This window comes from Streptomyces sp. NBC_01116, assembly GCF_041435495.1.
Taxonomy (GTDB): Bacteria; Actinomycetota; Actinomycetes; order Streptomycetales; family Streptomycetaceae; genus Streptomyces.
The window spans coordinates 1,805,562-1,831,157 of the sequence record NZ_CP108644.1 but is presented as its reverse complement, the minus strand read 5'-3'; the positions used below and the strand labels follow the sequence as shown (position 1 = coordinate 1,831,157).

Here is a 25,596-nt window from a genome sequence, read left to right as displayed (position 1 = left end):
CTTACGTAGACTGGGGCATCGCTCGACTCACGCAGGGAGTTACGACCGTGGCAAGTGGCAACGCGATCCGGGGAAGCCGGGTCGGAGCGGGGCCGATGGGGGAGGCCGAGCGGGGCGAGTCCGCGCCGCGCGCCCGCATCTCCTTCTGGTGCTCGAACGGGCACGAGACGCAGCCGAGCTTCGCCCATGACGCACAGGTGCCGGACACCTGGGACTGTCCGCGCTGCGGCTTCCCGGCCGGCCAGGACAAGGACAGCCCGCCCGACCCGCCCCGCACCGAGCCGTACAAGACGCATCTGGCGTACGTACGCGAGCGGCGGAGCGACGAGGACGGCGAGGCGATCCTCGCCGAGGCGCTGGCCAAACTCCGCGGCGAGATCTGACCTCACCGTTCCACGGACCACCCAGTCGTTCACCGGCCGGACACCCCACGGGTGTCCGGCCGTATCGCGTTCCCGCGCCACCGCCCCTCCCCACGCCTTCGGCCTCCTCGATCAATTAGGTTGGAGGGGCAGCGGGGATGCTGAGTGACGAGAAGAAGTGGGCTGATATCCGGGATGAACGCAGCAAGCCGAACCAAGCTCAACCAGACGCCCGAGTGGACGGCTCTCGCCCAGCACCGTGAGGAGCTCGGCGCACCCCAGCTGCGCGAGCTGTTCGCACGGCAGCCGGAGCGCGGCACCGCCTACACCCTCCGGGTCGGCGACCTCCACCTCGACTACTCCAAGCACCTGGTCACCGACGAGACACTGCGCCTGCTGCGCGAGCTCGCCGCCGCCACCGGGGTCGCGGAGCTGCGGGACGCGATGTTCCGCGGCGAGAAGATCAACACCACCGAGGACCGGGCGGTCCTGCACACCGCGCTCCGCGCCCCGCGCGACGCGGTCGTCGAGGTCGACGGGGAGAACGTCGTACCGGGCGTGCACGCCGTCCTGGACAAGATGGCCGGCTTCGCCGAGAAGGTCCGGTCGGGACAGTGGACCGGCCACACCGGCAAGCCCGTCAAGAACATCGTCAACATCGGCATCGGCGGCTCCGACCTCGGCCCCGCCATGGCGTACGAGGTGCTGCGCTCGTTCACCGACCGCGCGCTCACCCTCCGCTTCGTCTCCAACGTCGACGGCGCCGACCTGCACGAGGCCGTCCGTGACCTCGACCCGGCCGAGACGCTGTTCGTCATCGCCTCGAAGACGTTCACGACGATCGAGACCATCACCAACGCCACGTCCGCCCGGGACTGGCTGCTGACCGAGCTGAAGGCCGGTCAGGACGCCGTCGCCCAGCACTTCGTGGCCCTGTCGACCAATGCCGAGAAGGTCGAGGACTTCGGCATCGACACGGCCAACATGTTCGAGTTCTGGGACTGGGTCGGCGGCCGCTACTCCTTCGACTCGGCGATCGGCCTCTCGCTGATGGTCGCCATCGGACCGGACCGCTTCCGCGAGATGCTCGACGGCTTCCACCTCGTCGACGAGCACTTCCGCACCGCCCCCGCCGAGGAGAACGCGCCGCTCCTCCTCGGCCTCCTCGGCGTCTGGTACGGCAACTTCTTCGACGCCCAGTCGCACGCGGTGCTGCCGTACAGCCACTACCTGTCCAAGTTCACCGCGTACCTCCAGCAGCTCGACATGGAGTCCAACGGCAAGTCCGTGGACCGCGACGGCGACCCCGTCGACTGGCAGACCGGACCGGTCGTCTGGGGCACACCCGGCACCAACGGGCAGCACGCGTACTACCAGTTGATCCACCAGGGCACCAAGATGATCCCGGCCGACTTCATCGGCTTCGCCGCCCCGGTCCACGACCTGCTGCCCGGTCTGATCGCCCAGCACGACCTGCTGATGGCCAACTTCTTCGCCCAGACCCAGGCCCTCGCCTTCGGAAAGACGCCCGAGGAGGTCCGGGCGGAAGGAGTCCCCGAGGAGCTGGTCCCGCACAAGACGTTCCGGGGCAACCACCCCACCACGACGATCCTCGCCGACAAGCTGACGCCCTCGGTCCTCGGCCAGCTCATCGCGCTGTACGAGCACAAGGTCTTCGTCCAGGGCGCGATCTGGAGCATCGACTCCTTCGACCAGTGGGGCGTGGAGCTCGGCAAGGTCCTCGCCAAGAAGATCGAACCGCTGCTGACCGGTGACGGGGGCGCGGACGCCGGGGAGCTGGACAGCTCCACCGCCGCCCTGGTCGACGCCTACCGCACGCTGCGCGGGCGCTGAGCCGATGACCCAGGGGGAGGGGACGGCGGTAGTGCTCCGGCCGCCGCGCAACACGGTGAACGAGCGCGCCGTCGGCTGGTGGCGGGCCCAGTGGCTGCTGCTGGCGGCCGCGCCCGTCGTGCCGCTCGTGGTGCTGGGCGCGCTGATCGAGCCCGCCCGCTTCTGGCTGCTGCTGCCCGCCGCGGTCCTGGCCGGGGCGGGCACGGCGGCCGCCGTCCTCCTCCCCCTGTGGTGGTTCCGTACGCACCGCTGGGAGATCACCGAGGACGCGGTGTACGTCCGCACCGGGTTCTTCCGGCAGGAGTGGCGGATCGCCCCGATGTCCCGCATCCAGACCGTCGACACCGTACGGGGCCCGCTGGAACAGCTCTTCCGGCTCGCCACCGTCACGGTCACCACCGCCTCCGCCAAGGGCGCGGTGCGGATCGCGGGCCTGGACCACGAGGTCGCCGCCGACCTCGCCCAGCAGCTCACCCGGATCACCCGCGACACGCCCGGCGACGCCACATGAGCACCGCCGCCCCGCCCGCCGACTGGCGCCGCCTCGACCCCCGTACGGTCCTGGTCACCGCCCTCGTCGTGGCGGGGGTCGTCGCGGGCGCGGCCGTCCCCGTCACGCTCGGGCTCACCCGGTGGTTCAGCCTGCCCGCCGCCGTGCTCCAGGTGCTCGCCGGAGCCGTCGTGGTCATCGGGGCCGCGGCGGGCGCCGACCGCGTCCGCTGGCACCGCACGCGCTACCGGATCGGCGAGGAGCGCGTCGACCTCCACACCGGCCTCCTCCTCGTCAAGCGCCGCTCCCTGGCCCGCAGCCGCATCCGCACCGTCGACCTCACCGCCAACCCGATGCTCCGCCTCCTCCGTCTGGTCACCGTCAGGATCGGCACCGGCGAGCAGGGCCACGACTCCACCCTCGAACTGGACCCGGTCACCCGGGCCGAAGGCGAACGGCTGCGCCGCCTCCTGCTGGAGCGCGCCGCCACCGCACCGCCCGGCGTCCACCGCGAGGGCGAACTGGCCGTCCTGGACCCCCGCTGGATCCGCTACGCACCGGTCTCCTTCGTCGCCCCCATGCTCGGCGGCGCCGCCGCCGGGGCCGTGATGCAGGTCAGCGAATGGGTCGGGGCCCAGAGCGAGGTCATCGAGTGGGTCGGCGACCTCTTCCGGGACACGCCGCTGCTCTGGATGATCGTCGTCCTGGCCCTCGCCGCCCTGGTCGCGGGCGTCGTCGGGGCGCTCGGCCTCTGGATCGAGATGTGGTGGAACTACCGGCTGGAGCGCGAGCCCGGCGGCACCCTGCGAGTGCGGCGCGGACTGTTCACCTCCCGGTCCATCTCCGTGGAGGAGGCCCGGCTGCGCGGTGTCGACCTGGTCGAGCCCCTGGGCGTACGGCTGCTCGGCGCGGCCCGCCTCGACGCCATCACCACCGGTCTCGCCAAGGACGACGAGGCCAGGAACGCCGACCACAACACCCTGCTCCCGGCCGCGCCGAGGACCCGGGCCGACACCGTCGCCGCCGACGTGCTGCGCGAGGCGGCCGCCCCGACCGGAGCCGCGCTCGTCCGCCACCCGCGCGCCGCCCGGGGGCGCCGGCTGCGCTGGTCGCTCGCCGCGGCCCTCGGACCGGTCCTGGTCCTGGCCGTCCTCGGGGCGCTGCTCACCCCCGTGCTGCTGTGGATCGCGCTCGGCTGCGCGGTGGTGTCCGTCCCCGTGGCGGTGGCGCTCGCCCTGGACGCGTACCGGGGGCTCGGGCACGCCGTATCCGGGCGCTACCTGGTCACCCGCTCCGGCACGGTCCGCCGCTCCACCGCCGCCCTGGAGCGGGCCGGGGTGATCGGCTGGACGGTCAGGCAGTCGGTCTTCCAGCGGCGGGCCGGGCTGGTGAGCATCACGGCCACCACCGCCGCCGGCGGGGGCGCCTACACGGTGTACGACGCCGACGCGGCCGAGGGACTCGCCTTCGCCGCCGAGGCGGTGCCGGGCCTCCTGGAGCCCTTCCTGGAGCGCACCGGGGGCACCGGCGTGTGACGGACCGCACAGGAGGCCCCCTGTGCGGCGGGGGCGGTGTCGGCAACACCCGCGTGGGCCGGGCCGGGAGCACGACCCCGGTCTTCGACCGCTTCGTCGGCGCCTGCCGGGCCGCGATCACCGAGCTGGAGAAGGGCACGGACCAGGTCGTCCTCTGACCCCGGGAGCCCGGGCCGCCGTCAGCCGCCGTACGTCGTGTCGATGACGCAGAAGCGGTTGCCCTCGGGGTCGGCGAGCACCACGAAGTCCGGGTCCGGGGGATACAGCTCCCAGGCGACCCGTTCGGCGCCGAGCCCGATCAGCCGCTCCACCTCGGCCTCCCGGGTGTCGGAGTAGAGGTCGAGGTGGACCCGGGGCACCTCCTGGACGGGAGAGACGGAGCGTCCCAGCGAGAGCCCCACACCGGGTCCCTCCACCGGTACCAGCACCACCCAGTCGTCCGTCCCGGGCTCGCGCTCGGTGTACCGGAGCGCCGCCTTCCAGAAGGCGGCGGCCCGCCCCACGTCGGACGCGCCCATCACCACGGTTCCGATATGCACCATGGGCCGAGCCTTTCACGCCGCAGGCCCGGACCGCTCGGTGGGAGCGGTCCGGGCCTGCGAGGGTTGTCGGGGGTCAGGCGGAGGCCTGCGGGTACAGCGCGCGCGGCAGCTGCGAGGCCGCCGCGGAGTCCAGCAGCCACAGCGTGCGGCTCCGCCCGTACGCGCCGGCCGCCGGGGCCTGGATCTCCCCGGCACCGGACAGCGCGATCGCCGCCGCCTCGGCCTTGTCCTCGCCCGCCGCCAGCAGCCACACCTCACGCGCCGCGCGGATCGCCGGCAGCGTCAGCGAGACGCGGACCGGAGGCGGCTTCGGAGCCCCGTGCACACCGACGACGGTGCGCTCGGTCTCCCGTACCGCGGGCAGCTCCGGGAAGAGCGAGGCCACGTGCGTGTCCGGGCCGACGCCCAGCATCAGCACGTCGAACGTGGGGACCGCGTCGTGATCCTCCGGGCCCGCGGCCGCGGCCAGTTCGGCGGCGTAGCCGGCCGCCGCCGCGTCCGCGTCGTCGCCGTACGGGCCGTCGGACGCGGGCATCGCGTGCACCCGGGCCGGGTCCAGCGGCACCGCGTCGAGCAGCGCCTCACGGGCCTGGGTGACATTGCGCTCCGGGTCGCCCTCGGGCAGGAACCGCTCGTCGCCCCACCACAGGTCCAGGCGCGCCCAGTCGACCGCGTCCCGGGCGGGCGCGGCGGCGAGCGCGGCCAGCAGGCCGTTGCCGTTGCGCCCGCCGGTCAGCACCACCGAGGCGTGGCCCCGGGAGGCCTGGGCGTCCACGATCCTCGTGATCAGCCGGGCCGCCGCGGCCTGCGCCATCAGCTCCTTGTCGCGGTGCACGACCAGCTGGGGAGGCGTCACTTCGACGCCGCCTTCCTGGCCGGGGCCTTCTTCGCGGCGGGAGCCGCGGCCCCGGTGGCCTTCTCCGCCTTCTCCTCGGCGTTCCCGGCCGGCGCGGCCTTGGCCTCGCCGCCCGCGTGCAGCCGGTCGACGCCGTACTTCACCGCGGACGCGTAGGTGTTGTCCGGGTCGAGCCGCCGCAGCTCCTCCGCCAGCAGTTCGGCGGTGTCGCGCCGCTTGAGCGCCACCCCGCGGTCCGGCTGGTTGTGCATGGAGAGCGTGGCCAGCGTGCCGTCCGCGCGGTCGAGGACGATGACGCCGTTCTTCGTCTCCATCCGGACCGCCGTGAGGCCGGGGCCCTCGGAGACCGTGCGTTCCACCGGGACGTCGAGCCGGTCCGCGAGCCACATGGCGAGCAGCTCGCAGCTCGGGTTGTCGCTCTCGCCCTCGACGGTCGCGCCGATCACCTCGGCGGGCTGCTGGTCCAGCGACGCGGCCAGCATGGAGCGCCACGGGGTGATCCGTGTCCACGCCAGGTCGGTGTCGCCCGGGCTGTACGACGCCGCCCGCACCGCCAGTGCCTCGATGGGGCGCTCGGCCGAGTAGGTGTCGGTGATCCGGCGCTGGGCGAGGGCCCCGAGCGGGTCCTTCGCCGGGTCGGAGGGCGCGCCCTCGGGCCACCACACCACGACCGGCGCGTCCGGCAGCAGCAGCGGAAGCACCACCGACTGGGCGTGGTTGGCCAGTTCGCCGTGCAGACGCAGGACGACGGTCTCGCCGGTGCCCGCGTCGGAGCCGACCCGCACCTCGGCGTCGAGCCGGGCGTCCCGGCGGGCCCGTGGTGAGCGGCTGACCCGCTTGATCACCGCGATGATCCGCGAGGGGTGCTCGCGGGAGGCGTCGCCGGCCGACTTGAGCGCGTCGTACGCGTTCTCCTCGTCGGTGACGATGACCAGCGTGAGGACCATGCCGATGGCGGGGGTGCCGATGGCCCGGCGGGCCGCCACCAGCGCCTGGTTGATCTTGCTGGACGTGGTTTCCGTGAGATCGATCTTCATGGCCGCCTCCAGCTCCGTCCGTCGCGTGCGAGCATCTCGTCCGCCTCGGCCGGGCCCCAGGTGCCGGCCGGGTACTTCGCGGGCTTGCCGTGCTTGTCCCAGAACTTCTCGATCGGGTCGAGGATGTTCCAGGACAGCTCGACCTCCTGGTGGCGCGGGAAGAGGTTGGCGTCGCCGAGCAGGACGTCCAGGAGGAGCCGCTCGTACGCCTCCGGGCTGGACTCCGTGAACGACTCGCCGTACGCGAAGTCCATCGTGACGTCCCGGACCTCCATCGAGGTGCCGGGCACCTTGGAGCCGAAGCGCACGGTGACGCCCTCGTCCGGCTGGACCCGGATGACCAGGGCGTTGCCGCCCAGCTCCTCCGTGGCGCCGGACTCGAAGGGCAGATAGGGCGCGCGCTTGAAGACGACCGCGATCTCCGTGACCCGGCGGCCGAGCCGCTTTCCGGTGCGGAGGTAGAACGGCACGCCCGCCCAGCGGCGGTTGTTGATCGTCAGCTTGATCGCCGCGTAGGTGTCGGTCGTCGACTTGGGGTCGATGCCCTCCTCCTCGCAGTAGCCGAGGACCTCCTGGCCGCCCTGCCACGCGTGCTCGTACTGGGCGCGCACGGTGTGCTTGCCGAGGTCGTCGGGCAGCTCGACGGCGGTGAGGACCTTGAGCTTCTCGGCGACCAGGGCCTTCGGGTGGAAGGAGCCGGGCTCCTCCATCGCGGTCAGCGCCAGCAGCTGGAGCAGGTGGTTCTGGATGACGTCACGGGCGGCGCCGATGCCGTCGTAGTAGCCGGCCCGGCCGCCGATGCCGATGTCCTCGGCCATCGTGATCTGTACGTGGTCGACGTAGGACCGGTTCCAGATCGGCTCGAACATCGTGTTGGCGAACCGCAGCGCCAGGATGTTCTGGACCGTCTCCTTGCCCAGGTAGTGGTCGATCCGGAAGACCTCGTTGGGCGGGAAGACGTCGTGCACGAGCTGGTTGAGCTCCTGCGCGCTGGCCAGGTCGTGGCCGAACGGCTTCTCGATGACGGCACGCCGCCAGGAGCCCTCCTTCTGGTCGGCCAGGCCGTGCTTCTTCAGCTGCTGGACGACCTTGGGGAAGAACTTGGGCGGCACCGAGAGGTAGAAGGCGAAGTTACCGCCGGTCCCCTGGGCCTTGTCGAGCTCCTGGATGGTCGACTTCAGCGTCTCGAAGGCCTCGTCGTCGTCGAAGTTGCCCTGGACGAAGCGCATCCCCTGGATGAGCTGCTGCCAGACCTCCTCGCGGAACGGCGTACGGGCGTGCTCCTTGACGGCGTCGTGGACGACCTGGGCGAAGTCCTCGTCCTCCCAGTCGCGGCGCGCGAAGCCGATGAGCGAGAAGCCCGGCGGCAGCAGGCCGCGATTGGCCAGGTCGTAGACGGCGGGCATCAGCTTTTTACGGGACAAATCACCCGTGACGCCAAAGATGACCAGGCCCGACGGCCCCGCGATACGCGGAAGCCGTCGGTCCTGTGCGTCACGGAGCGGGTTGGCTCCGGGAACAGCAGACAAAGTGGTCAGCCCTCCGAGGGGGCGAGGCGCGAGAGCTCCGCCTCGGTCGACTTGAGCAGGTCGTTCCAGGACGCCTCGAACTTCTCGACGCCCTCGTCCTCCAGCACCTGCACGACGTCGTCGTACGCGATGCCGAGCTTCTTGATCGCGTCGAGGTCGGCGCGCGCCCGGTCGTAACCGCCGGCGACGGTGTTGCCGGTGATCTCGCCGTGGTCGGCCACCGCCTCCAGCGTCGCCTCCGGCATGGTGTTCACCGTGTTCGGCGCCACCAGGTCGTCGACGTACAGCGTGTCCTTCAGGGCCGGGTCCTTGACGCCGGTCGAGGCCCACAGCGGACGCTGCTTGTTGGCCTGCGCCTTGTCCAGGGGAGCCCAGCGGTCGGAGGAGAAGACCTCCTCGTACGCCTCGTAGGCCAGCCGGGCGTTGGCCAGCGCGGACTTGCCCTTGGCCGCCTTCGCCTCGTCGGAGCCGAGGGCGTCCAGCCGCTTGTCGATCTCGGTGTCCACCCGCGATACGAAGAACGAGGCCACCGAGTGGATCTTGGAGAGGTCCAGGCCCGCGGCCTTCGCCTTCTCCAGGCCCGCCAGGTAGGCGTCCATGACGGCGCGGTAGCGCTCCAGCGAGAAGATCAGCGTCACGTTGACGCTGATGCCCCGGCCGATCGTCTCGGTGATCGCCGGCAGACCTGCCTTGGTCGCCGGGATCTTGATGAGCGTGTTCGGCCGGTCGACCAGCCACGCCAGCTGCTTGGCCTCGGCGACGGTGGCCGTGGTGTTGTGGGCCAGGCGCGGGTCCACCTCGATGGAGACCCGGCCGTCCTGGCCGTCCGTGGCGTCGAAGACCGGGCGCAGGATGTCGGCGGCGTCGCGGACGTCCGCCGTCGTGATCATGCGCAGGGCTTCCTCGACGGTGACCTTGCGGGCGGCGAGGTCGGTGAGCTGCTGCTCGTAACCGTCGCCCGAGGAGATCGCCTTCTGGAAGATCGACGGGTTGGTGGTGACGCCGACGACGTGGCTCTGGTCGATCAGCTCGGCCAGGTTGCCGGACGTGATCCGCTTGCGCGACAGGTCGTCGAGCCAGATCGCCACGCCCTCGTCGGAGAGGCGCTTGAGTGCGTCTGTCATGAGTTGCATCTCCTACTAGTCGTATCTACCGGCGTCAGCGCGCGGCGGCTTCGAGAGATTCCCGCGCGGCGGCGGCCACGTGCTCCGGCGTGAAGCCGAACTCGCGGAACAGCACCTTCGCGTCGGCCGAGGCCCCGAAGTGCTCCAGCGAGACGATCCGGCCCGCGTCGCCCACGTACCGGTACCAGGTCAGGCCGATGCCCGCCTCGACGGCGACGCGCGCCTTCACCGACGGGGGCAGCACGCTGTCCTTGTACGCCTGGTCCTGCTCCTCGAACCACTCGACCGACGGCATCGAGACCACCCGGGTCGGCACACCGGCCGCCTGGAGCTGCTCGCGCGCCCCGACGGCCACGTGGACCTCGGAACCGGTCGCGATCAGCAGCACCTGCGGCGCCGCGGTCTCCCCGGGGGATCCTTCGGCCTCGAACAGGACGTAGCCGCCCTTGGCCGCGTTCTCGTTCGCCTCGTACGTCGGCACGCCCTGGCGGGTCAGCGCCAGACCGTGCGGGGCGCCCTTGCCGAACACCTTGGTGTAGCGGCGCAGGATCTCGCGCCAGGCGATGGCGGTCTCGTTGGCGTCCGCCGGGCGCACGATGTTCAGGCCCGGGATGGCGCGCAGCGCGGCCAGGTGCTCGACCGGCTGGTGGGTGGGACCGTCCTCGCCGAGGCCGATCGAGTCGTGCGTCCAGACGTACGTCACCGGCAGGTGCATCAGCGCGGACAGTCGCACCGCGTTGCGCATGTAGTCGGAGAACACCAGGAAGGTGCCGCCGTAGATGCGGGTGTTGCCGTGCAGCGCGATGCCGTTCATGGCGGCGGCCATGGCGTGCTCGCGGATGCCGAAGTGGATCGTCCGGCCGTACGGGTCGGCCTCCGGCAGCGGGTTGCCCGCCGGGAGGAACGAGGACGTCTTGTCGATCGTGGTGTTGTTGGAGCCCGCGAGGTCGGCGGAGCCGCCCCACAGCTCGGGCACGATCTCGCCGAGCGCCTGGAGCACCTTGCCGGAGGCCGCGCGGGTGGCCAGGCCCTTGCCGGGCTCGAAGACGGGGAGCTTCTCCTCCCAGCCCTCGGGCAGCTCGCCCGCGGCGATCCGGTCGAAGGAGGCGGCGCGCTCCGGGTTGGCGGTGCGCCACGCGGCGAACGACTTGTCCCACTCGGCGCGGGCCTCGCGGCCGCGGTCCAGGGCCTCACGGGTGTGGCCGATGACGGCGTCGGAGACCTCGAAGGTCTGCTCCGGATCGAAGCCGAGGACCCGCTTGGTCGCGGCGACCTCGTCGTCGCCGAGCGCCGAGCCGTGCGCGGCCTCGGTGTTCTGGGCGTTCGGGGCGGGCCAGGCGATGATCGAGCGGGCCGCGATGAACGAGGGGCGCTCGGTCTCGGCCCTGGCCGCCTGCAGCGCCGCGTACAGACCCGCCGGGTCCAGGTCGCCGCTGGGGAGCTGGTCGACACGCTGGACGTGCCAGCCGTACGCCTCGTACCGCTTGATGGTGTCCTCGGAGACCGCGGTCTCCGTGTCGCCCTCGATGGAGATGTGGTTGTCGTCCCAGAGCAGGACCAGGTTGCCCAGCTTCTGGTGCCCGGCCAGCGAGGACGCCTCGGCCGAGATGCCCTCCTGGAGGCAGCCGTCACCCGCGACGACCCACACCATGTGGTCGAACGGGGAGGCGCCGGGGGCCGCCTCGGGGTCGAAGAGGCCGCGCTCGTAGCGGGCGGCCATCGCCATGCCCACCGCGTTGGCGACACCCTGGCCCAGCGGCCCGGTCGTCGTCTCGACACCGGTGGTGTGGCCGTACTCCGGGTGGCCCGGGGTCGTGGAGCCCCAGGTGCGGAAGGCCTTGAGGTCGTCCAGCTCCAGGCCGTAGCCGGCCAGGTAGAGCTGGATGTAGAGCGTCAGGCTGGAGTGGCCGGCGGAGAGGACGAACCGGTCGCGGCCGGTCCACTCGGCGTCCGCGGGGTCGTGCCGCATCACCTTCTGGAAGAGGGTGTACGCGGCGGGAGCCAGGCTCATCGCCGTGCCCGGGTGGCCGTTTCCGACTTTCTGTACGGCGTCCGCGGCGAGAACGCGGGCGGTGTCCACGGCCCGCTGGTCCAAATCGGTCCACTGGAGGTCTGCGGTGGTCGGCTTGATGCTCACCCTGAGTCAGGGCTCCTCTCCACTGTCGTAAACCGGTGACTGTGACCGCACCGGGCGCTGTCGAGCCTACCCCCGTTGACAGGCACACTTTCCGAGCACTTTCCAGGGTGTGGGCGACCCGAGGAGTTCGCCTCCCGGCGGAATGCACATCCGGCGAACAGTCACCCTCAACACGACCCCACCCCCGCGATGGGCGGCGTATCCGCAACGTCTAGAGTGAACGGGTTCGCGCAAGTCTTCACCGGGCCTCTTCGCCCGGAGCTTGCTGGGATTTCTCTGTCAGGGGTGTGCGTGACGGCCGTCGAGTCCCGACCCGCAGGGGTCGCCTTGACTCCCAGCCCGGGGGGCCATCGCCCGTTCGGGGCCCGCGTCAAGGCTTTCGTGGCTCTTACCAAGCCACGGATCATCGAGCTGTTGCTCATCACCACCGTTCCGGTGATGTTCCTCGCTGCCCAGGGTGTACCCGACCTGTGGCTCGTCCTCACCACCACCATCGGGGGATATCTCTCCGCCGGCGGTGCCAACGCGCTGAACATGTACATCGACCGGGACATCGACGCGCTGATGGACCGGACGTCCCAGCGCCCGCTGGTCACCGGCATGGTCAGCCCCCGCGAGTGCCTCGCCTTCGGCATCGCCCTCGCGGTGATCTCGACGGTCTGGTTCGGGCTGCTCGTCAACTGGCTCTCGGCCGCTCTCGCGCTCGGCGCGCTGCTCTTCTACGTCGTCGTGTACACGATGCTGCTGAAGCGCCGCACCTCCCAGAACATCGTCTGGGGCGGTATCGCGGGCTGCATGCCGGTCCTCATCGGCTGGTCCGCCGTGACGAACGAGCTCTCCTGGGCCGCGGTCATCCTCTTCGCCGTCATCTTCTTCTGGACGCCGCCGCACTACTGGCCGCTGTCGATGAAGGTCAAGGACGACTACGCCCGGGTCGGCGTCCCGATGCTCCCGGTGGTCGCCTCCAACCGGGTGGTCGCCCAGCAGATCGTCGTCTACAGCTGGGTGATGGTCGCGGTCTCGCTGCTGCTCACCCCGCTCGGCTACACCGGCTGGTTCTACACCGCGGTGGCGCTGCTGTCCGGCGGCGCCTGGCTCTGGGAGGCCCACGGCCTCCAGAACCGGGCCAAGGCCGGGGTGACCGGGGCCAAGCTCAAGGAGATGCGGCTCTTCCACTGGTCCATCACCTACGTCTCGCTCCTCTTCCTCGCGGTCGCGGTGGACCCCTTCCTCCACTAGGACGTCCCCGACGGGCGGGTCGCGTGGCACAGGCCACGCGACCCGCCCGTCGCCAGTTCATCTACCCGTCGGTAGCATCCTGTTCATGGCAGAGACGGCAGCAGACGCAATCGACGGCGGGCAGACCTCACGCACGGACGCCAGGAAGGCGGCCCGAGCCGAGCGCAGGGCGGCGAAGCTGGCCCGCGAGATCGGCGCCTTCGCCAAGGAGCACGGCGGTGCCGAGGGACAGGTCGCCTACATCGGCCAGGCGGGCGCCCGCATCGTCCTGGTCGGCGAGGACGGCGCCTGGGGCGACCTCGTGGCCCCGACCTACGCGGTGGCCGAGAGCGCGGCGCGGAAGTCCGGCATCACGGTGCACGAGGAGTTCGACGGCGAGTTCGCGCTCAAGGTCCGCACCGGCCCGTACGAGTGGTCCCGGATGGCCGGGATCCAGGTCGGCGGTCCCTCCAACGACCGCTGAGGCGTCCACCTCGGACGGTGTCCCGCCCGGGGCCCCCACCCGTTGGGCAGTGCGTCAGCACGCCTTCCCGGGGAGCCCCGGACGACCGGCACGCGGTCCGGGTCGCCGCGCTGGTCGGGTCGGGCAACGCGCACCGGGTGCACGGGCCGGAGCGAGGGGCCGCGGCACACGTGAGGGGCGGCGGGCCACCGCGGCCCGCCGCCCCTCAGTGACGGATGTCCGTCAGACCGCCGTCGCCGGTGCCGTCTCCGGCCGCTCGGCGGACGGGCCGGGCAGCGGGGCGGGTGCGTCGTCGCCGCGCTCGCGCATGCTCAGCACCAGCCGGATCACGGCGATCCACAGGATGGCCGAACCGAACATGTGGACGCCGACCAGGATCTCGGGGACGTCGCTGAAGTACTGGACGTATCCGATCGCACCCTGGGCGAGCAGCACGACCAGCAGGTCGCGGGCGCGGGCCCGGGTGTCGGCGGGCGCGTCGACCACCCGCAGGGCCAGCCACATCGCGATGGCCAGGGCGCAGACGACCCAGGCGGAGATGGCGTGCACATGGGCGGCGGCCGACCAGTCCCACGGCATGCGCGGTACGTCGCTGCTGTCGCCGGCGTGCTTGCCGGACCCGGTCACCGAGGTGCCCAGCACGATCAGGACCACCGTGGTCGCCACGATCGCCCAGGCCAGGCGCCGCACCGGCAGCGGGGTCCGGGGGCGCGGCGGGCCGTCGCCCTCGCCGACCCGCACCCAGGTGATCACGGCGACCGCGAGGAGCGCGTTGGCCAGCAGGAAGTGACCGGCCACCGTCCAGGGGTTGAGGCCCGCCCAGACCGTGATCCCGCCGAGGACGGCGTTGCCCAGCACGATCCAGAACTGCAGCCAGCCCAGCCGGGCGAGCTTGCGGCGACGCGGCTTGGCCGAACTGATGGCGATGATCGCCCAGCCCACCGCGGCCGACAGGACGTAGGTCAGCATCCGGTTGCCGAACTCGATCGCGCCGTGCAGCCCCTGTTCGGGCGTCGCGAACAGACTGTCGTCGGTGCACTTGGGCCAGGTGTCGCAGCCGAGGCCCGAACCGGTGAGCCGGACGGCCCCGCCGGTGACGATGATGAAGACGCTCATCATGACGGCGGAGAGCGCGGCGCGCTTCACCACCTTGGTGGACGGCGTCCAGCGCTTGGCGATGAGGGAGATGGGGGTTTCCACGCGGACCATCGTAGGACGGGGCTTGTGCATGATTTCACGAGGGGGTGGGTTCGTACCCGGTTGCCCGGACACGTCCAGCCGTACGGCCCCCGCGGGCTACTCCCAGCGGAAGAACCTCGCCGCCGCGCCGAGCCCCAGCACGGCCCACACCGCCAGGATCCCGGCCTGGGCCCACGGCATCGACGCGCCGTGCTGGAGGACGTCCCGCAGGCCCTCGGAGAGGGCCGACACGGGCAGCAGCCCCAGCACCGACCGCACGGCGTCCGGGAACTTCTCCAGCGGCACGATGACCCCGCCGCCGACCAGCAGCAGCAGGAACACCAGGTTGGCGGCGGCGAGCGTCGCCTCCGCCTTGAGCGTCCCCGCCATCAGCAGCCCGAGCCCGGAGAACGCGGCGGTCCCCAGGACGAGGAGCAGCAGCACGGCGAGCGGATTGCCCTGCGGGGACCAGCCGAGCGCCAGGGCGATGGCGGCCAGCAGCACGATCTGGAGCACCTCGGTGACCAGCACCGACAGCGTCTTCGCGGTCATCAGCGCCCAGCGGGGCAGCGGGGAGGCCCCGAGCCGCTTGAGGACCCCGTAACGGCGTTCGAAGCCGGTGGCGATGGCCTGACCGGTGAAGGCGGTGGACATCACGGCGAGCGCCAGGATGCCCGGGGCCAGGAAGTCGACCGACGCGCCCGAGCCGGTGTCCACGATGTCGACCGCGCTGAACAGCACCAGCAGCAGCGTCGGGATGATCACCGTCAGCAGCAGCTGCTCGCCGTTGCGCAGCAGCATCCGGGTCTCCAGCGCGGTCTGCGCGGCGATCATCCGGGGGAGCGGGGCCGCGCCGGGGCGCGGGGTGTACGTACCGGCGCTCATGCGCGCAGCTCCTTGCCGGCCAGCTTCTTGCCGGTCAGTTCGAGGAAGACGTCCTCCAGGGTGTGCCGCTCCACGGAGATGCCCTCGGGCATCACGCCGTGCTGGGCGCACCAGGAGGTCACCGTGGCCAGCAGCTGCGGGTCGATGGACCCGGTGATCCGGTACGTCCCCGGCAGCGGCTCCGCGGCCCCGGAGCCGTCGGGCAGCGCCTTGACGAGCGAGCCGAGGTCGAGGCCCGGGCGGCCGGTGAAGCGCAGGGTGTTCTCCGCGCCGCTCCGGCAGAGCGCCTCCGGGCTGCCCCGGGCGATGACCCGGCCCGCGTCGATGATCGCGACGTCGTCGGCGAGCGCCTCGGCCTCGTCCATGAAGTGGGTCGTCAGCACCACGGACACGCCGTCGGCGCGCAGCTCGCGCACCAGCTCCCAGGTGGAGCGGCGGGCCGACGGGTCGAGCCCGGCGGTCGGCTCGTCCAGGAAGACCAGCTCGGGCCGGCCGACGACCGCCATGGCCAGCGAGAGGCGCTGCTGCTGGCCGCCGGAGAGCCGCCGGTAGGTGGTGCGGCCGCAGTCGCCCAGGCCGAGGCGTTCGATCAGGGCGTCCACGTCGAGGGGGTGGGCGTGCAGCCTGGCCATGTGGCGGAGCATCTCGTCGGCGCGCGCTCCGGAGTAGACGCCGCCGGACTGGAGCATCACCCCGATCCGCGGACGCAGCCGCTCCGCGTCGGCGACCGGATCGAGGCCGAGGACCCGTACGGTGCCGGCGTCGGGGCGGCGGTAGCCCTCGCAGGTCTCGATCGTGGTGGTCTTCCCGGCGCCGTTCGGGCCGAGGACGGCGGTCACCGCGCCGGTCGCGACCACCAGATCGAGGCCGTTCACCGCGGTCTTCGTGCCGTACCGCTTCACCAGGCCCTTGACCTGTACGACGGGCTCGTTCTCCATGGCGCACCAGTCTAGGCAGCGTTCCGGAGGGGGTGTCTCCCGGGGCCAGATTAGGTAACCCTAAGTGACGAACCACACCGTTGATCGTTCCGGACCGTGGTTGTCAGAGTCGAATGAATTACGCAACAATGGTGTTGTGAAATACGACGGACGGGCTCCCCAGGAGGAACTCGCGACCGGTGAGCGCTCGACGCGCAACCGGGTCGCGCGCTCCATCCTGGACCACGGCCCCTCCACCGTCGCGGACCTCGCCAAGCGCGTCGGCCTCACCCAGGCCGCCGTCCGCCGCCACTTGGACGCCCTCGTCTCCGACGATGTCGTCGAAGCCCGCGAACAGCGGGTCTACGGGGCGCGGACCCGCGGCAGGCCCGCCAAGGTGTTCGCCCTGACGGACTGCGGCCGGGACGCCTTCGACCAGTCCTACGACAAGCTGGCCGCCGACGCCCTGCGCTTCATCGCCGCGTCCGGGGGCGACGAGGCGGTCCTCGCCTTCGCCCGCGCCCGGATGGCCGCGGTGGGCGAGGCGTACCGCGCCGTGGTCGAGGCCGCGGAGCCCGAAGGGCGCACCGAGGCCCTGGCCAAGGCCCTGTCGGCCGACGGGTACGCTGCTATGGCGCGAAGCGCGCCGGGCCCGCAGCAGGGCGAGCAGCTGTGCCAGCACCACTGCCCGGTGGCGCATGTCGCCGAGCAGTTCCCACAGCTGTGCGAGGCGGAGACGGAATTCTTCTCCAGCCTCCTCGGGACCCATGTGCAGCGTCTGGCCACCCTCGCCCACGGCGATGGTGTGTGCACGACCTACGTGCCGAGAAGTGGCCACGCAGCACCCCCACAGACCACCCATTCAGCATCTGCAAGCACGGCCGGGAGGAACCCCGCATGACGCTCCCCACGGAGACTGCCCACCCTGAGCTCGAGGGTCTGGGTACGTACGAATTCGGCTGGGCCGACTCCGACGCGGCAGGCGCGGCGGCGAAGCGCGGCCTCTCCGAGGCTGTCGTCCGCGACATCTCGGAGAAGAAGAACGAGCCCGAGTGGATGCTGAAGCTGCGGCTCAAGGGCCTCAAGCTCTTCGGCAAGAAGCCCATGCCGAACTGGGGCTCCGACCTGTCGGGCATCGACTTCGACAACATCAAGTACTTCGTGCGGTCCACGGAGAAGCAGGCGGCCTCCTGGGAGGACCTGCCCGAGGACATCAAGAACACGTACGACAAGCTCGGCATCCCCGAGGCGGAGAAGCAGCGCCTCGTCGCCGGCGTCGCCGCGCAGTACGAGTCCGAGGTCGTCTACCACCAGATCAACGAGGAGCTGGAGGCGCAGGGTGTCATCTTCATGGACACCGACACCGCGCTGAAGGAGCACCCGGAGCTCTTCAAGGAGTACTTCGGCACCGTCATCCCCGTCGGTGACAACAAGTTCGCCTCGCTGAACTCGGCCGTGTGGTCCGGCGGCTCGTTCATCTACGTGCCCAAGGGCGTCCACGTGGACATCCCGCTCCAGGCCTACTTCCGTATCAACACGGAGAACATGGGCCAGTTCGAGCGGACGCTGATCATCGTCGACGAGGACGCCTACGTCCACTACGTCGAGGGCTGCACCGCCCCGATCTACTCCTCGGACTCGCTGCACAGCGCCGTGGTCGAGATCATCGTGAAGAAGGGCGGCCGCTGCCGCTACACGACCATCCAGAACTGGTCGAACAACGTCTACAACCTCGTCACCAAGCGGGCCGTGGCCTACGAGGGCGCGACCATGGAGTGGGTCGACGGCAACATCGGCTCCAAGGTCACCATGAAGTACCCGGCCGTCTACCTGATGGGCGAGCACGCCAAGGGCGAGACCCTGTCCATCGCCTTCGCGGGCGAGGGCCAGCACCAGGACGCCGGCGCCAAGATGGTCCACATGGCCCCGAACACCTCCTCCAACATCGTCTCCAAGTCGGTGGCGCGAGGCGGCGGCCGTACGTCCTACCGCGGTCTGATCGAGATCGGCGAGGGCGCGCCGGGCGCGAAGTCCAACGTGCTCTGCGACGCTCTGCTCGTCGACACGATCTCCCGCTCGGACACCTACCCCTACGTCGACGTCCGCGAGGACGACGTGTCGATGGGCCACGAGGCGACCGTCTCCAAGGTCTCCGAGGACCAGCTCTTCTACCTCATGAGCCGCGGACTCACCGAGTTCGAGGCCATGGCGATGATCGTGCGCGGCTTCGTCGAGCCGATCGCGAAGGAGCTGCCCATGGAGTACGCCCTGGAGCTCAACCGGCTGATCGAGCTGCAGATGGAGGGTTCGGTCGGCTAGGTCCTCGTCCGAGGACCACCGGGACGGCCGTTCGCGGCCGTCCCCGCACTCCCACCGAACCACCCCCCTTCTTGACTGAGAAAGCGAGCACTACGACAGCCATGGCTGAGGCTCAGAACACTCCGGTGGGCTCCACCACCGCCGGCTCCATCGCGGTGGCCGCCGAGTCGACCGTCGCCACCCGCATGAGCGCACCCCCGTCCTTCGACGTCGCGGACTTCCCCGTCCCGCACGGCCGCGAGGAGGAGTGGCGCTTCACGCCGCTGGAGCGGCTGCGCGGACTGCACGACGGCACCGCGGTCGCGAACGGCGGCGGCGTGAAGGTCGCCATCGAGGCCCCCGAGGGCGTCACCGTCGAGACCGTCGGCCGCGACGACTCCCGGCTCGGCAAGGCCGGCACCCCGGTGGACCGGGTCGCCGCCCAGGCGTACAGCTCCTTCGAGCAGGCCTCGATCGTCACGGTCGCCAAGGAAGCCGTGCTCACCGAGCCGGTCCGGATCGCCGTGCACGGCGAGGGCGGCGTCGCCTACGGCCACCAGCTCATCCAGCTGGGCGCCTTCGCCGAGGCCGTCGTCGTCATCGACCACACCGGTGACGCGGTGCTCGCCGCCAACGTCGACTACGTGCTGGGCGACGGCGCGAAGCTGACCGTCGTCTCCGTCCAGGACTGGGACGACACGGCCGTCCACGTCGGCCAGCACAACGCGCTGGTCGGCCGGGACGCCTCGTTCAAGTCGATCGTCGTCACCTTCGGCGGCGATGTCGTCCGCCTGCACCCCCGGGTGGCCTACGCGGCCCCCGGCGGCGAGGCGGAGCTCTTCGGCCTGTACTTCACCGACAAGGGCCAGCACCAGGAGCACCGCCTCCTGGTCGACCACAACACCCCGCACTGCAAGTCCAACGCGGTGTACAAGGGCGCCCTCCAGGGCGACGGCGCGCACGCCGTCTGGATCGGCGACGTCCTCATCCAGGCCGCGGCCGAGGGCACCGACACCTACGAGATGAACCGGAACCTCGTCCTCACCGACGGCGCCCGGGTCGACTCCGTGCCCAACCTGGAGATCGAGACCGGCGAGATCGTCGGCGCCGGCCACGCCTCGGCGACCGGCCGCTTCGACGACGAGCAGCTCTTCTACCTCCAGTCCCGCGGCATCCCGGCCGAGGAGGCCCGCCGTCTCGTCGTGCGCGGCTTCTTCGCCGAGCTGGTCCAGCAGATCGGTCTGCCGGACGTCGAGGCGCGCCTCATCGAGAAGATCGAGGCCGAGCTGAAGGCGTCCGTCTGATGTCCTTCGTCAAGGCCTGTGCGCTGAGCGAGCTGGAGGACGACACCCCCAAGCGGGTGGAGCTCGACGGCACGCCCGTCTCCGTCGTCCGCACCGAGGGCGAGGTGTTCGCGATCAACGACATCTGCTCGCACGCGAACGTGTCCCTCTCGGAGGGCGAGGTGGAGGACTGCTCGATCGAGTGCTGGCTGCACGGATCGTCGTTCGACCTCCGCACCGGCAAGCCGTCCGGCCTTCCCGCGACGCGCCCCGTCCCCGTATACCCCGTAAAGATCGAAGGGGACGATGTGCTCGTCTCCGTCACCCAGGAGTCCTGAGTCACCCATGGCAACGCTTGAAATCCGCGACCTGCACGTTTCCGTCGAGGCCGACAACGCCACGAAGGAGATCCTCAAGGGCGTCGACCTGACCGTGAAGCAGGGCGAGACCCACGCCATCATGGGCCCCAACGGGTCCGGCAAGTCCACCCTCGCGTACTCGCTCGCGGGTCACCCCAAGTACACGATCACCGGTGGCACGGTCACCCTGGACGGCGAGGACGTCCTGGAGATGTCCGTCGACGAGCGGGCCCGCGCCGGCCTGTTCCTCGCCATGCAGTACCCGGTCGAGATCCCCGGTGTCTCGGTCTCCAACTTCCTGCGCACCTCCGCCACCGCCATCCGCGGCGAGGCCCCCAAGCTGCGTACGTGGGTCAAGGAGGTCAAGGAGACGATGGCCGGGCTCCAGATGGACCCGTCCTTCGCCGAGCGCAACGTCAACGAGGGCTTCTCCGGCGGTGAGAAGAAGCGCCACGAGATCCTCCAGCTGGAGCTCCTCAAGCCGAAGATCGCCGTCCTGGACGAGACCGACTCCGGCCTGGACGTCGACGCGCTCAAGACCGTCTCCGAGGGCGTCAACCGGGTCCGCGAGTCCGGCGAGGTCGGCACCCTGCTGATCACGCACTACACCCGCATCCTGAAGTACATCAAGCCCGACTTCGTGCACGTCTTCGCCAACGGCCGTATCGCGGCCTCCGGCGGCGCCGAGCTGGCCGACCAGCTGGAGAACGAGGGCTACGAGGCCTACACGAAGGGTGGCGCTTCCGCGTGACTGACGCCCGACAGGGGCTCACCGGCCTCCTCGACACCGAGGCGATCCGCAAGGACTTCCCGATCCTGGACCGCACGGTCCACGACGGCAAGAAGATCGTTTACCTGGACTCCGCGGCGACCTCGCAGAAGCCGCGCCAGGTCCTCGACGCGCTCAACGCGTACTACGAGCGGCACAACGCGAACGTGCACCGCGGCGTCTACACGATCGCCGAGGAGGCAACCGCGCTGTACGAGGGCGCCCGCGACAAGGTCGCCGCCTTCATCAACGCACCCAGCCGCGACGAGGTGATCTTCACGAAGAACGCCTCGGAGTCGCTCAACCTCGTGGCGAACATGCTCGGCTGGGCGGATGAGCCCTATCGGGTGGACCGTGAGACCGAGATCGTCACCACGGAGATGGAGCACCACTCCAACATCGTGCCGTGGCAGCTGCTCTCGCAGCGCACCGGCGCGAAGCTGAAGTGGTTCGGCATCACCGACGACGGCCGGCTCGACCTGTCGAACATCGACGAGATCATCACCGAGAAGACGAAGATCGTCTCCTTCACGCTGGTCTCCAACATCCTGGGCACCGTCAACCCGGTCGAGCAGATCATCCGCCGCGCCCAGCAGGTCGGCGCGCTGGTCTGCATCGACGCCTCGCAGGCGGCCCCGCACATGGTGCTCGACGTGCAGGCGCTCCAGGCCGACTTCGTGGCCTTCACCGGTCACAAGATGGTCGGCCCGACGGGCATCGGCGTGCTGTGGGGACGGCAGGAGCTCCTGGAGGACCTGCCCCCGTTCCTCGGCGGCGGCGAGATGATCGAGACCGTGTCGATGCACTCCTCGACGTACGCGCCCGCGCCGCACAAGTTCGAGGCCGGTACGCCCCCGATCGCCCAGGCCGTCGGCCTCGGCGCGGCCGTGGACTACCTCTCCTCGATCGGCATGGAGAAGATCCACCAGCACGAGAAGGCGATCACCGAGTACGCGGTGAAGCGTCTCCTGGAGGTACCGGACCTGCGGATCATCGGCCCGGCGACGGCCGAGGACCGCGGGGCCACGATCTCCTTCACGCTCGGCGACATCCACCCGCACGACGTGGGCCAGGTGCTCGACGAGATGGGTATCTGCGTCCGGGTCGGCCACCACTGCGCGCGCCCGGTCTGCCTGCGGTACGGAATTCCCGCGACGACGCGAGCGTCGTTCTATCTGTACTCCACGCCCGCCGAGGTCGACGCCCTGGTGGACGGACTGGAGCACGTCCGGAACTTCTTCGGCTGAGGGTTGACTGGTGAAGCTTGAATCCATGTACCAGGAAGTGATCCTGGACCACTACAAGCACCCCCACGGGCGCGGCCTGCGGGACGGCGACGCCGAGGTGCACCACGTCAACCCGACGTGCGGCGACGAGATCACGCTCCGGGTGAAGTACGACGGCGAGACCATCGCCGACGTGAGCTACGAGGGCCAGGGCTGCTCCATCAGCCAGGCCAGCGCCTCCGTGCTGAACGAGCTGCTCGTCGGCAAGGAGCTGTCCCAGGCGCAGAAGATCCAGGACGCCTTCCTGGAGCTGATGCAGTCCAAGGGCCAGCTGGAGCCGGACGACGCGATGGAGGAGGTGCTGGAGGACGCCGTCGCGTTCGCCGGCGTCTCCAAGTACCCCGCCCGGGTCAAGTGCGCGCTGCTGAGCTGGATGGCGTGGAAGGACGCGACGGCCAAGGCGCTGTCCGAAGGGAAGACCGCATGAGCGACAACGAGACCGCGACCATGAAGCCGGCCTCCGAGGAGGAGGTCCGCGAGGCGCTGTACGACGTCGTCGACCCCGAGCTGGGCATCGACGTCGTCAACCTGGGCCTGATCTACGGCATCCACGTCGACGACGCCAACATCGCCACCCTCGACATGACCCTGACGTCCGCGGCCTGCCCGCTGACCGACGTCATCGAGGACCAGGCGAAGTCCGCCACGGACGGCATCGTCAACGAGCTCCGGATCAACTGGGTCTGGATGCCGCCGTGGGGTCCGGACAAGATCACCGACGACGGGCGCGAGCAGCTCCGCGCGCTGGGGTTCAACGTCTGACACGCTCCGCCGGGAGCGATGAACGGCCATGCCCGCCAGGCAGACTGGCGGGCATGGCCGTTTCCCTTTACCACATCGCCGTCGACGCTCACGACCTGCCGCTCATGGCCCGCTTCTGGAGCGCGGTGCTGGACTGGCAGGTGCTCTTCGAGCACGAGGAGGAGATTGTCATCGGCGCGCACGGGACCGCGCTGCCGGGCATGTGCTTCCTCCCCGTGCCGGAGGGGAAGACCGTCAAGAACCGGCTGCACATCGATCTGGCGCCGGACGACCAGGACGTCGAGGTCGAGCGGATCCTCGCGCTCGGCGCCCGTCGGACGGACGTCGGGCAGGGGCCGGACGCCACCTTCGTGGTGATGGCCGATCCGGAGGGCAACGAGTTCTGTGTGCTGCGCCCCAAGCGGACCCTGACCGACTGAGCCGGGCCGGCCCCCGCGTGCTCAGACGTGGGCGGGCGGCGGCGGGCCGTACTGCTCGGGCAGGGTCGTCGCCGCCGCCTCGGCCAGGACCGGGCCCAGGTTCTCCGTGCGCATCCGGAGGTCGACGTACAGCAGGCCGACCACCAGCGGCGGGAAGATCGCCGTGATCAGCTGGGAGATCATCTGGCTGAGGAAGGACAGCAGCATCACGCTGCCGATCACGGCGATGATCGTTCCGTTGCTCGGGTCGGCGTCCAGGTCCGCGGGATCGAACATGCCGGGAAGCGCGCCGGCCATCTGGAACGGCATCTGGATCATGAAGCCCATCATGGACGCCAGCGTGTAGGCGAGCAGTCCGACGCCGAAGACCCGCCACCACGTGCCGCGCACCAGCTGGGCCGAGCGGCGCAGGGCCGCTACCGGGCGCTGCTGCTCGAAGACCACCACCGTCGGGGCCAGCGAGAACCGCACCCAGAGCCAGACCGCCACCGGGCCCACGATCAGCACGCCGACGAGGCCGGTCACGATCAGGGGCACGACACCGTCCTCGTCGCCCAGCGAGATGGTGTAGATCATCAGTCCGGTGAAGCCGGCCAGGAAGAGCGCCATCGGGACGATCATGATCAGCCCGGTCAGGAACACCGTGCCGATGATCGACCAGACCCGCGACCACGCCCGCCTCCAGACCTCCCCGAAGCGGAGCGGGCGGCCGAGGACGGCCTCCTGGAGGACGACGGGGACCGCCGCCTGCACCACGGCCGACGCCAGCATGTAGATGATCAGGCCGACGATCATCAGCACGCCGAACGCGATGCCCAGCGGGACGAGTTCGGCGGCGTCGGGGGAGCCCGGGGAGTCGGACGTCAGCTCGTCCCAGTGGGTCGCGACGGCGGAGGCGGCTACCACCAGCGCGGCGATCATCACGAGCGTCGCCGCGCCGAACAGCGTCAGGGCGATTCCGATCAGCGGTTTCCAGTACCGCCCGAGCGTCGAGAAGGCGCCGCTGAGCATGTCCGAGACCCTCAGCGGCGCCAGGGGTATGACCCCCGGCTTGGGTGGTGCGGCCCACCCGCCGTTCCATCCCCCGCCCGGTCCCTGCGCGCCCCCGTGGAAGGGCCCCCCACCGTGAGGTGCGCCCCCGTACGGGCCGCCGCCCCACCCTGCGTCCTGCGCCACTGCGTCTCCGTCGTGTCGTCGGCCCGGATGCCGGGCCGTTGTGGTCGGTCGGCACACCGTAGCGCCCCCGACGTGGGCCGATGATATGTACGGGCGTACGCAACGTTGGGTACAGTCGTACACATGGGATACGCATACGGACTGCTGGCCGCCGCCATCGCGGCGGAGGTGGCCGGGACGACGGCCATGAAGTACAGCGAGGGCTTCACCCGGCTCTGGCCCTCGATCGGGACCGTGGTGGGCTACCTCATCGCCTTCACCCTGCTCGCGCAGACCCTCAAGACGCTCTCCGTGGGCACCGCCTACGCCATCTGGGCCGGCGTCGGCACCGCGGCCGTCGCCCTCATCGGGATCCTGTTCCTGGGGGAGTCCAGCGGCCTGGTCAAGATCACGGGGATCGCCCTGATCGTGGCCGGGGTCGTCGTCCTCAACCTGGGGGGCGCGCACTGATGGCCCGGCGGTACGACCCCGGGCGGCGGGCGCGGATCATCGACGCGGCGCTGCGCGTGATCGCGTCCGACGGCATCGACGGTCTCAGCCATCGCACCGTGGCGGCCGAGGCCGATGTGCCGCTCGGCTCGACCACGTACCACTTCGGCTCCCTCGACGAACTCCTGGTCGCCGCCCTGCGCCGCTGCAACGAGAACTTCGTGCAGGAACTGCGCGGCAGCGAGGCCCTGGCCGGAGGGACTGCCGGACCCGCCGGCTCCGCCGGTCTCGCGGAGGAGCTGACCCGGCTGCTGGGCCGGTGGTTCGCGGGCGAACGCGGGGCGATCGAGCTGGAGTACGAGCTGTACCTCGCGGCCCTGCGCCGCCCCGCCCTGCGCCCCGTCGCCGCCGAGTGGACGGAAGAAGCCGTCGAGCTGCTGTCCCGGCGCACCGACCCGGAGACCGCGCGGGCCCTCGTCGCGCTGATGGACGGCGTCTGCCTCCAGGTACTGCTCACCGGCGGCACGTTCGACGCGCCCTACACCCGCGAGATGCTGACCCGGATCGTGGGCCGCGGCAGCAGTCGCTGACGCTCACCGCGAGCCCCCGCGCCGTCCCCCTCACCGCCGTGTTCGGGGTAGCGCGGACGCCGCTCCGCCGGTACGT

The 25,596-nt window shown here is 70.8% G+C and carries 28 protein-coding genes; 18 read left to right on the top strand and 10 right to left on the bottom strand.

Annotated features, from left to right (window positions below):
* Window positions 1–47: 47 nt before the first annotated feature.
* From OG245_RS07965 to OG245_RS07945, 5 genes are all read left to right on the top strand, one after another.
* Complete coding sequence (locus OG245_RS07965) at window positions 48–383, top strand: RNA polymerase-binding protein RbpA (protein WP_006123681.1); 336 nt, start codon at window positions 48–50, stop codon at window positions 381–383.
* A gap of 174 nt (window positions 384–557) precedes the next feature.
* Window positions 558–2,216 (top strand): glucose-6-phosphate isomerase, encoded by a 1,659-nt coding sequence (gene pgi / locus OG245_RS07960; RefSeq protein ID WP_371622821.1) that lies wholly within the window; start codon window positions 558–560, stop codon window positions 2,214–2,216.
* Window positions 2,217–2,220: 4 nt separating this feature from the next.
* Window positions 2,221–2,727, top strand: a complete 507-nt coding sequence (locus OG245_RS07955) for a PH domain-containing protein (RefSeq protein WP_371622820.1) — start codon at window positions 2,221–2,223, stop codon at window positions 2,725–2,727.
* Window positions 2,724–4,241 (top strand): PH domain-containing protein, encoded by a 1,518-nt coding sequence (locus OG245_RS07950; RefSeq protein ID WP_371622819.1) that lies wholly within the window; start codon window positions 2,724–2,726, stop codon window positions 4,239–4,241. The genes OG245_RS07955 and OG245_RS07950 overlap by 4 nt, the downstream gene beginning before the upstream one ends.
* Window positions 4,238–4,399 carry a hypothetical protein gene (locus OG245_RS07945; RefSeq protein WP_371622818.1) on the top strand — a complete coding sequence of 54 codons (162 nt, stop codon included), beginning with the start codon at window positions 4,238–4,240 and terminating at the stop codon, window positions 4,397–4,399. Before OG245_RS07950 ends, OG245_RS07945 begins: the two co-directional genes overlap by 4 nt.
* Before the next feature lie 21 nt (window positions 4,400–4,420).
* On the opposite strand, the gene OG245_RS07940 is transcribed toward OG245_RS07945, so the two are convergent.
* The 6 genes from OG245_RS07940 to tkt all read right to left on the bottom strand — a co-directional run bounded on the left by OG245_RS07940 (window position 4,421) and on the right by tkt (window position 11,466).
* Entirely contained in the window at window positions 4,421–4,783 is a 363-nt protein-coding gene (locus tag OG245_RS07940; RefSeq protein ID WP_371622817.1) for a VOC family protein, read from the bottom strand.
* A gap of 73 nt (window positions 4,784–4,856) precedes the next feature.
* Complete coding sequence (pgl, locus tag OG245_RS07935) at window positions 4,857–5,639, bottom strand: 6-phosphogluconolactonase (RefSeq protein WP_371622816.1); 783 nt, start codon at window positions 5,637–5,639, stop codon at window positions 4,857–4,859.
* The gene (opcA, locus tag OG245_RS07930) at window positions 5,636–6,676 is read right to left on the bottom strand and encodes a glucose-6-phosphate dehydrogenase assembly protein OpcA (protein WP_371622815.1); all 1,041 of its coding nucleotides are present in this window, start codon (window positions 6,674–6,676) and stop codon (window positions 5,636–5,638) included. The genes pgl and opcA overlap by 4 nt, the downstream gene beginning before the upstream one ends.
* Window positions 6,673–8,205: a glucose-6-phosphate dehydrogenase gene (gene zwf / locus OG245_RS07925; RefSeq protein WP_371622814.1), complete on the bottom strand. Its 1,533-nt coding sequence runs from the start codon at window positions 8,203–8,205 to the stop codon at window positions 6,673–6,675. The genes opcA and zwf overlap by 4 nt, the downstream gene beginning before the upstream one ends.
* 5 nt (window positions 8,206–8,210) lie before the next feature.
* Entirely contained in the window at window positions 8,211–9,329 is a 1,119-nt protein-coding gene (tal, locus tag OG245_RS07920) for a transaldolase (RefSeq protein WP_371622813.1), read from the bottom strand.
* 34 nt (window positions 9,330–9,363) lie between these two features.
* A complete protein-coding gene (tkt, locus tag OG245_RS07915; protein ID WP_371622812.1) occupies window positions 9,364–11,466 on the bottom strand; it encodes a transketolase in 2,103 nt (700 codons plus the stop codon).
* A 285-nt stretch (window positions 11,467–11,751) separates the two neighbouring features.
* Between tkt and OG245_RS07910 the strand changes: the two genes are divergently transcribed.
* Window positions 11,752–12,705, top strand: a complete 954-nt coding sequence (locus OG245_RS07910) for a heme o synthase (protein ID WP_371622811.1) — start codon at window positions 11,752–11,754, stop codon at window positions 12,703–12,705.
* A gap of 85 nt (window positions 12,706–12,790) precedes the next feature.
* Window positions 12,791–13,168, top strand: coding sequence for a hypothetical protein (locus OG245_RS07905; protein ID WP_371622810.1), 378 nt, complete (start codon window positions 12,791–12,793; stop codon window positions 13,166–13,168).
* Between the two features lie 222 nt (window positions 13,169–13,390).
* Here OG245_RS07905 and OG245_RS07900 read toward each other — a convergent pair whose 3' ends face one another.
* The 3 genes from OG245_RS07900 to OG245_RS07890 form a co-directional block, all read right to left on the bottom strand.
* Window positions 13,391–14,377 carry a heme A synthase gene (locus OG245_RS07900; RefSeq protein ID WP_371622809.1) on the bottom strand — a complete coding sequence of 329 codons (987 nt, stop codon included), beginning with the start codon at window positions 14,375–14,377 and terminating at the stop codon, window positions 13,391–13,393.
* A gap of 87 nt (window positions 14,378–14,464) precedes the next feature.
* Window positions 14,465–15,232 (bottom strand): ABC transporter permease, encoded by a 768-nt coding sequence (locus OG245_RS07895; RefSeq protein WP_371622808.1) that lies wholly within the window; start codon window positions 15,230–15,232, stop codon window positions 14,465–14,467.
* Window positions 15,229–16,170, bottom strand: coding sequence for an ABC transporter ATP-binding protein (locus OG245_RS07890; RefSeq protein WP_371622807.1), 942 nt, complete (start codon window positions 16,168–16,170; stop codon window positions 15,229–15,231). The genes OG245_RS07895 and OG245_RS07890 overlap by 4 nt, the downstream gene beginning before the upstream one ends.
* Before the next feature lie 136 nt (window positions 16,171–16,306).
* Between OG245_RS07890 and OG245_RS07885 the strand changes: the two genes are divergently transcribed.
* From OG245_RS07885 to OG245_RS07845, 9 genes are all read left to right on the top strand, one after another.
* Window positions 16,307–17,050, top strand: coding sequence for a metalloregulator ArsR/SmtB family transcription factor (locus OG245_RS07885; RefSeq protein WP_050358183.1), 744 nt, complete (start codon window positions 16,307–16,309; stop codon window positions 17,048–17,050).
* Window positions 17,047–18,468, top strand: a complete 1,422-nt coding sequence (gene sufB / locus OG245_RS07880) for a Fe-S cluster assembly protein SufB (RefSeq protein ID WP_007448476.1) — start codon at window positions 17,047–17,049, stop codon at window positions 18,466–18,468. The genes OG245_RS07885 and sufB overlap by 4 nt, the downstream gene beginning before the upstream one ends.
* Before the next feature lie 101 nt (window positions 18,469–18,569).
* On the top strand, window positions 18,570–19,751 hold the full coding sequence (sufD, locus tag OG245_RS07875; RefSeq protein ID WP_371622806.1) for a Fe-S cluster assembly protein SufD: 1,182 nt from the start codon (window positions 18,570–18,572) through the stop codon (window positions 19,749–19,751).
* Window positions 19,751–20,068, top strand: coding sequence for a bifunctional 3-phenylpropionate/cinnamic acid dioxygenase ferredoxin subunit (locus OG245_RS07870; protein ID WP_356841302.1), 318 nt, complete (start codon window positions 19,751–19,753; stop codon window positions 20,066–20,068). The genes sufD and OG245_RS07870 overlap by 1 nt, the downstream gene beginning before the upstream one ends.
* 7 nt (window positions 20,069–20,075) lie before the next feature.
* A complete protein-coding gene (gene sufC, locus OG245_RS07865; RefSeq protein ID WP_371622805.1) occupies window positions 20,076–20,840 on the top strand; it encodes a Fe-S cluster assembly ATPase SufC in 765 nt (254 codons plus the stop codon).
* A complete protein-coding gene (locus OG245_RS07860) occupies window positions 20,837–22,105 on the top strand; it encodes a cysteine desulfurase (RefSeq protein WP_371622804.1) in 1,269 nt (422 codons plus the stop codon). The genes sufC and OG245_RS07860 overlap by 4 nt, the downstream gene beginning before the upstream one ends.
* A 10-nt stretch (window positions 22,106–22,115) precedes the next feature.
* Window positions 22,116–22,571 (top strand): Fe-S cluster assembly sulfur transfer protein SufU, encoded by a 456-nt coding sequence (gene sufU, locus OG245_RS07855; protein WP_063886126.1) that lies wholly within the window; start codon window positions 22,116–22,118, stop codon window positions 22,569–22,571.
* Entirely contained in the window at window positions 22,568–22,906 is a 339-nt protein-coding gene (locus tag OG245_RS07850; RefSeq protein ID WP_003969897.1) for a metal-sulfur cluster assembly factor, read from the top strand. The genes sufU and OG245_RS07850 overlap by 4 nt, the downstream gene beginning before the upstream one ends.
* A 53-nt stretch (window positions 22,907–22,959) precedes the next feature.
* Entirely contained in the window at window positions 22,960–23,325 is a 366-nt protein-coding gene (locus OG245_RS07845) for a VOC family protein (protein ID WP_371622803.1), read from the top strand.
* 21 nt (window positions 23,326–23,346) lie between these two features.
* Here OG245_RS07845 and OG245_RS07840 read toward each other — a convergent pair whose 3' ends face one another.
* Window positions 23,347–24,336: a hypothetical protein gene (locus OG245_RS07840; RefSeq protein ID WP_371622802.1), complete on the bottom strand. Its 990-nt coding sequence runs from the start codon at window positions 24,334–24,336 to the stop codon at window positions 23,347–23,349.
* A gap of 288 nt (window positions 24,337–24,624) precedes the next feature.
* On the opposite strand from OG245_RS07840, the gene OG245_RS07835 reads away from it, so the two are divergent.
* On the top strand, window positions 24,625–24,951 hold the full coding sequence (locus OG245_RS07835) for a multidrug efflux SMR transporter (protein WP_215111704.1): 327 nt from the start codon (window positions 24,625–24,627) through the stop codon (window positions 24,949–24,951).
* The gene (locus tag OG245_RS07830; protein ID WP_371622801.1) at window positions 24,951–25,520 is read left to right on the top strand and encodes a TetR/AcrR family transcriptional regulator; all 570 of its coding nucleotides are present in this window, start codon (window positions 24,951–24,953) and stop codon (window positions 25,518–25,520) included. Before OG245_RS07835 ends, OG245_RS07830 begins: the two co-directional genes overlap by 1 nt.
* Window positions 25,521–25,596 lie beyond the last annotated feature (76 nt).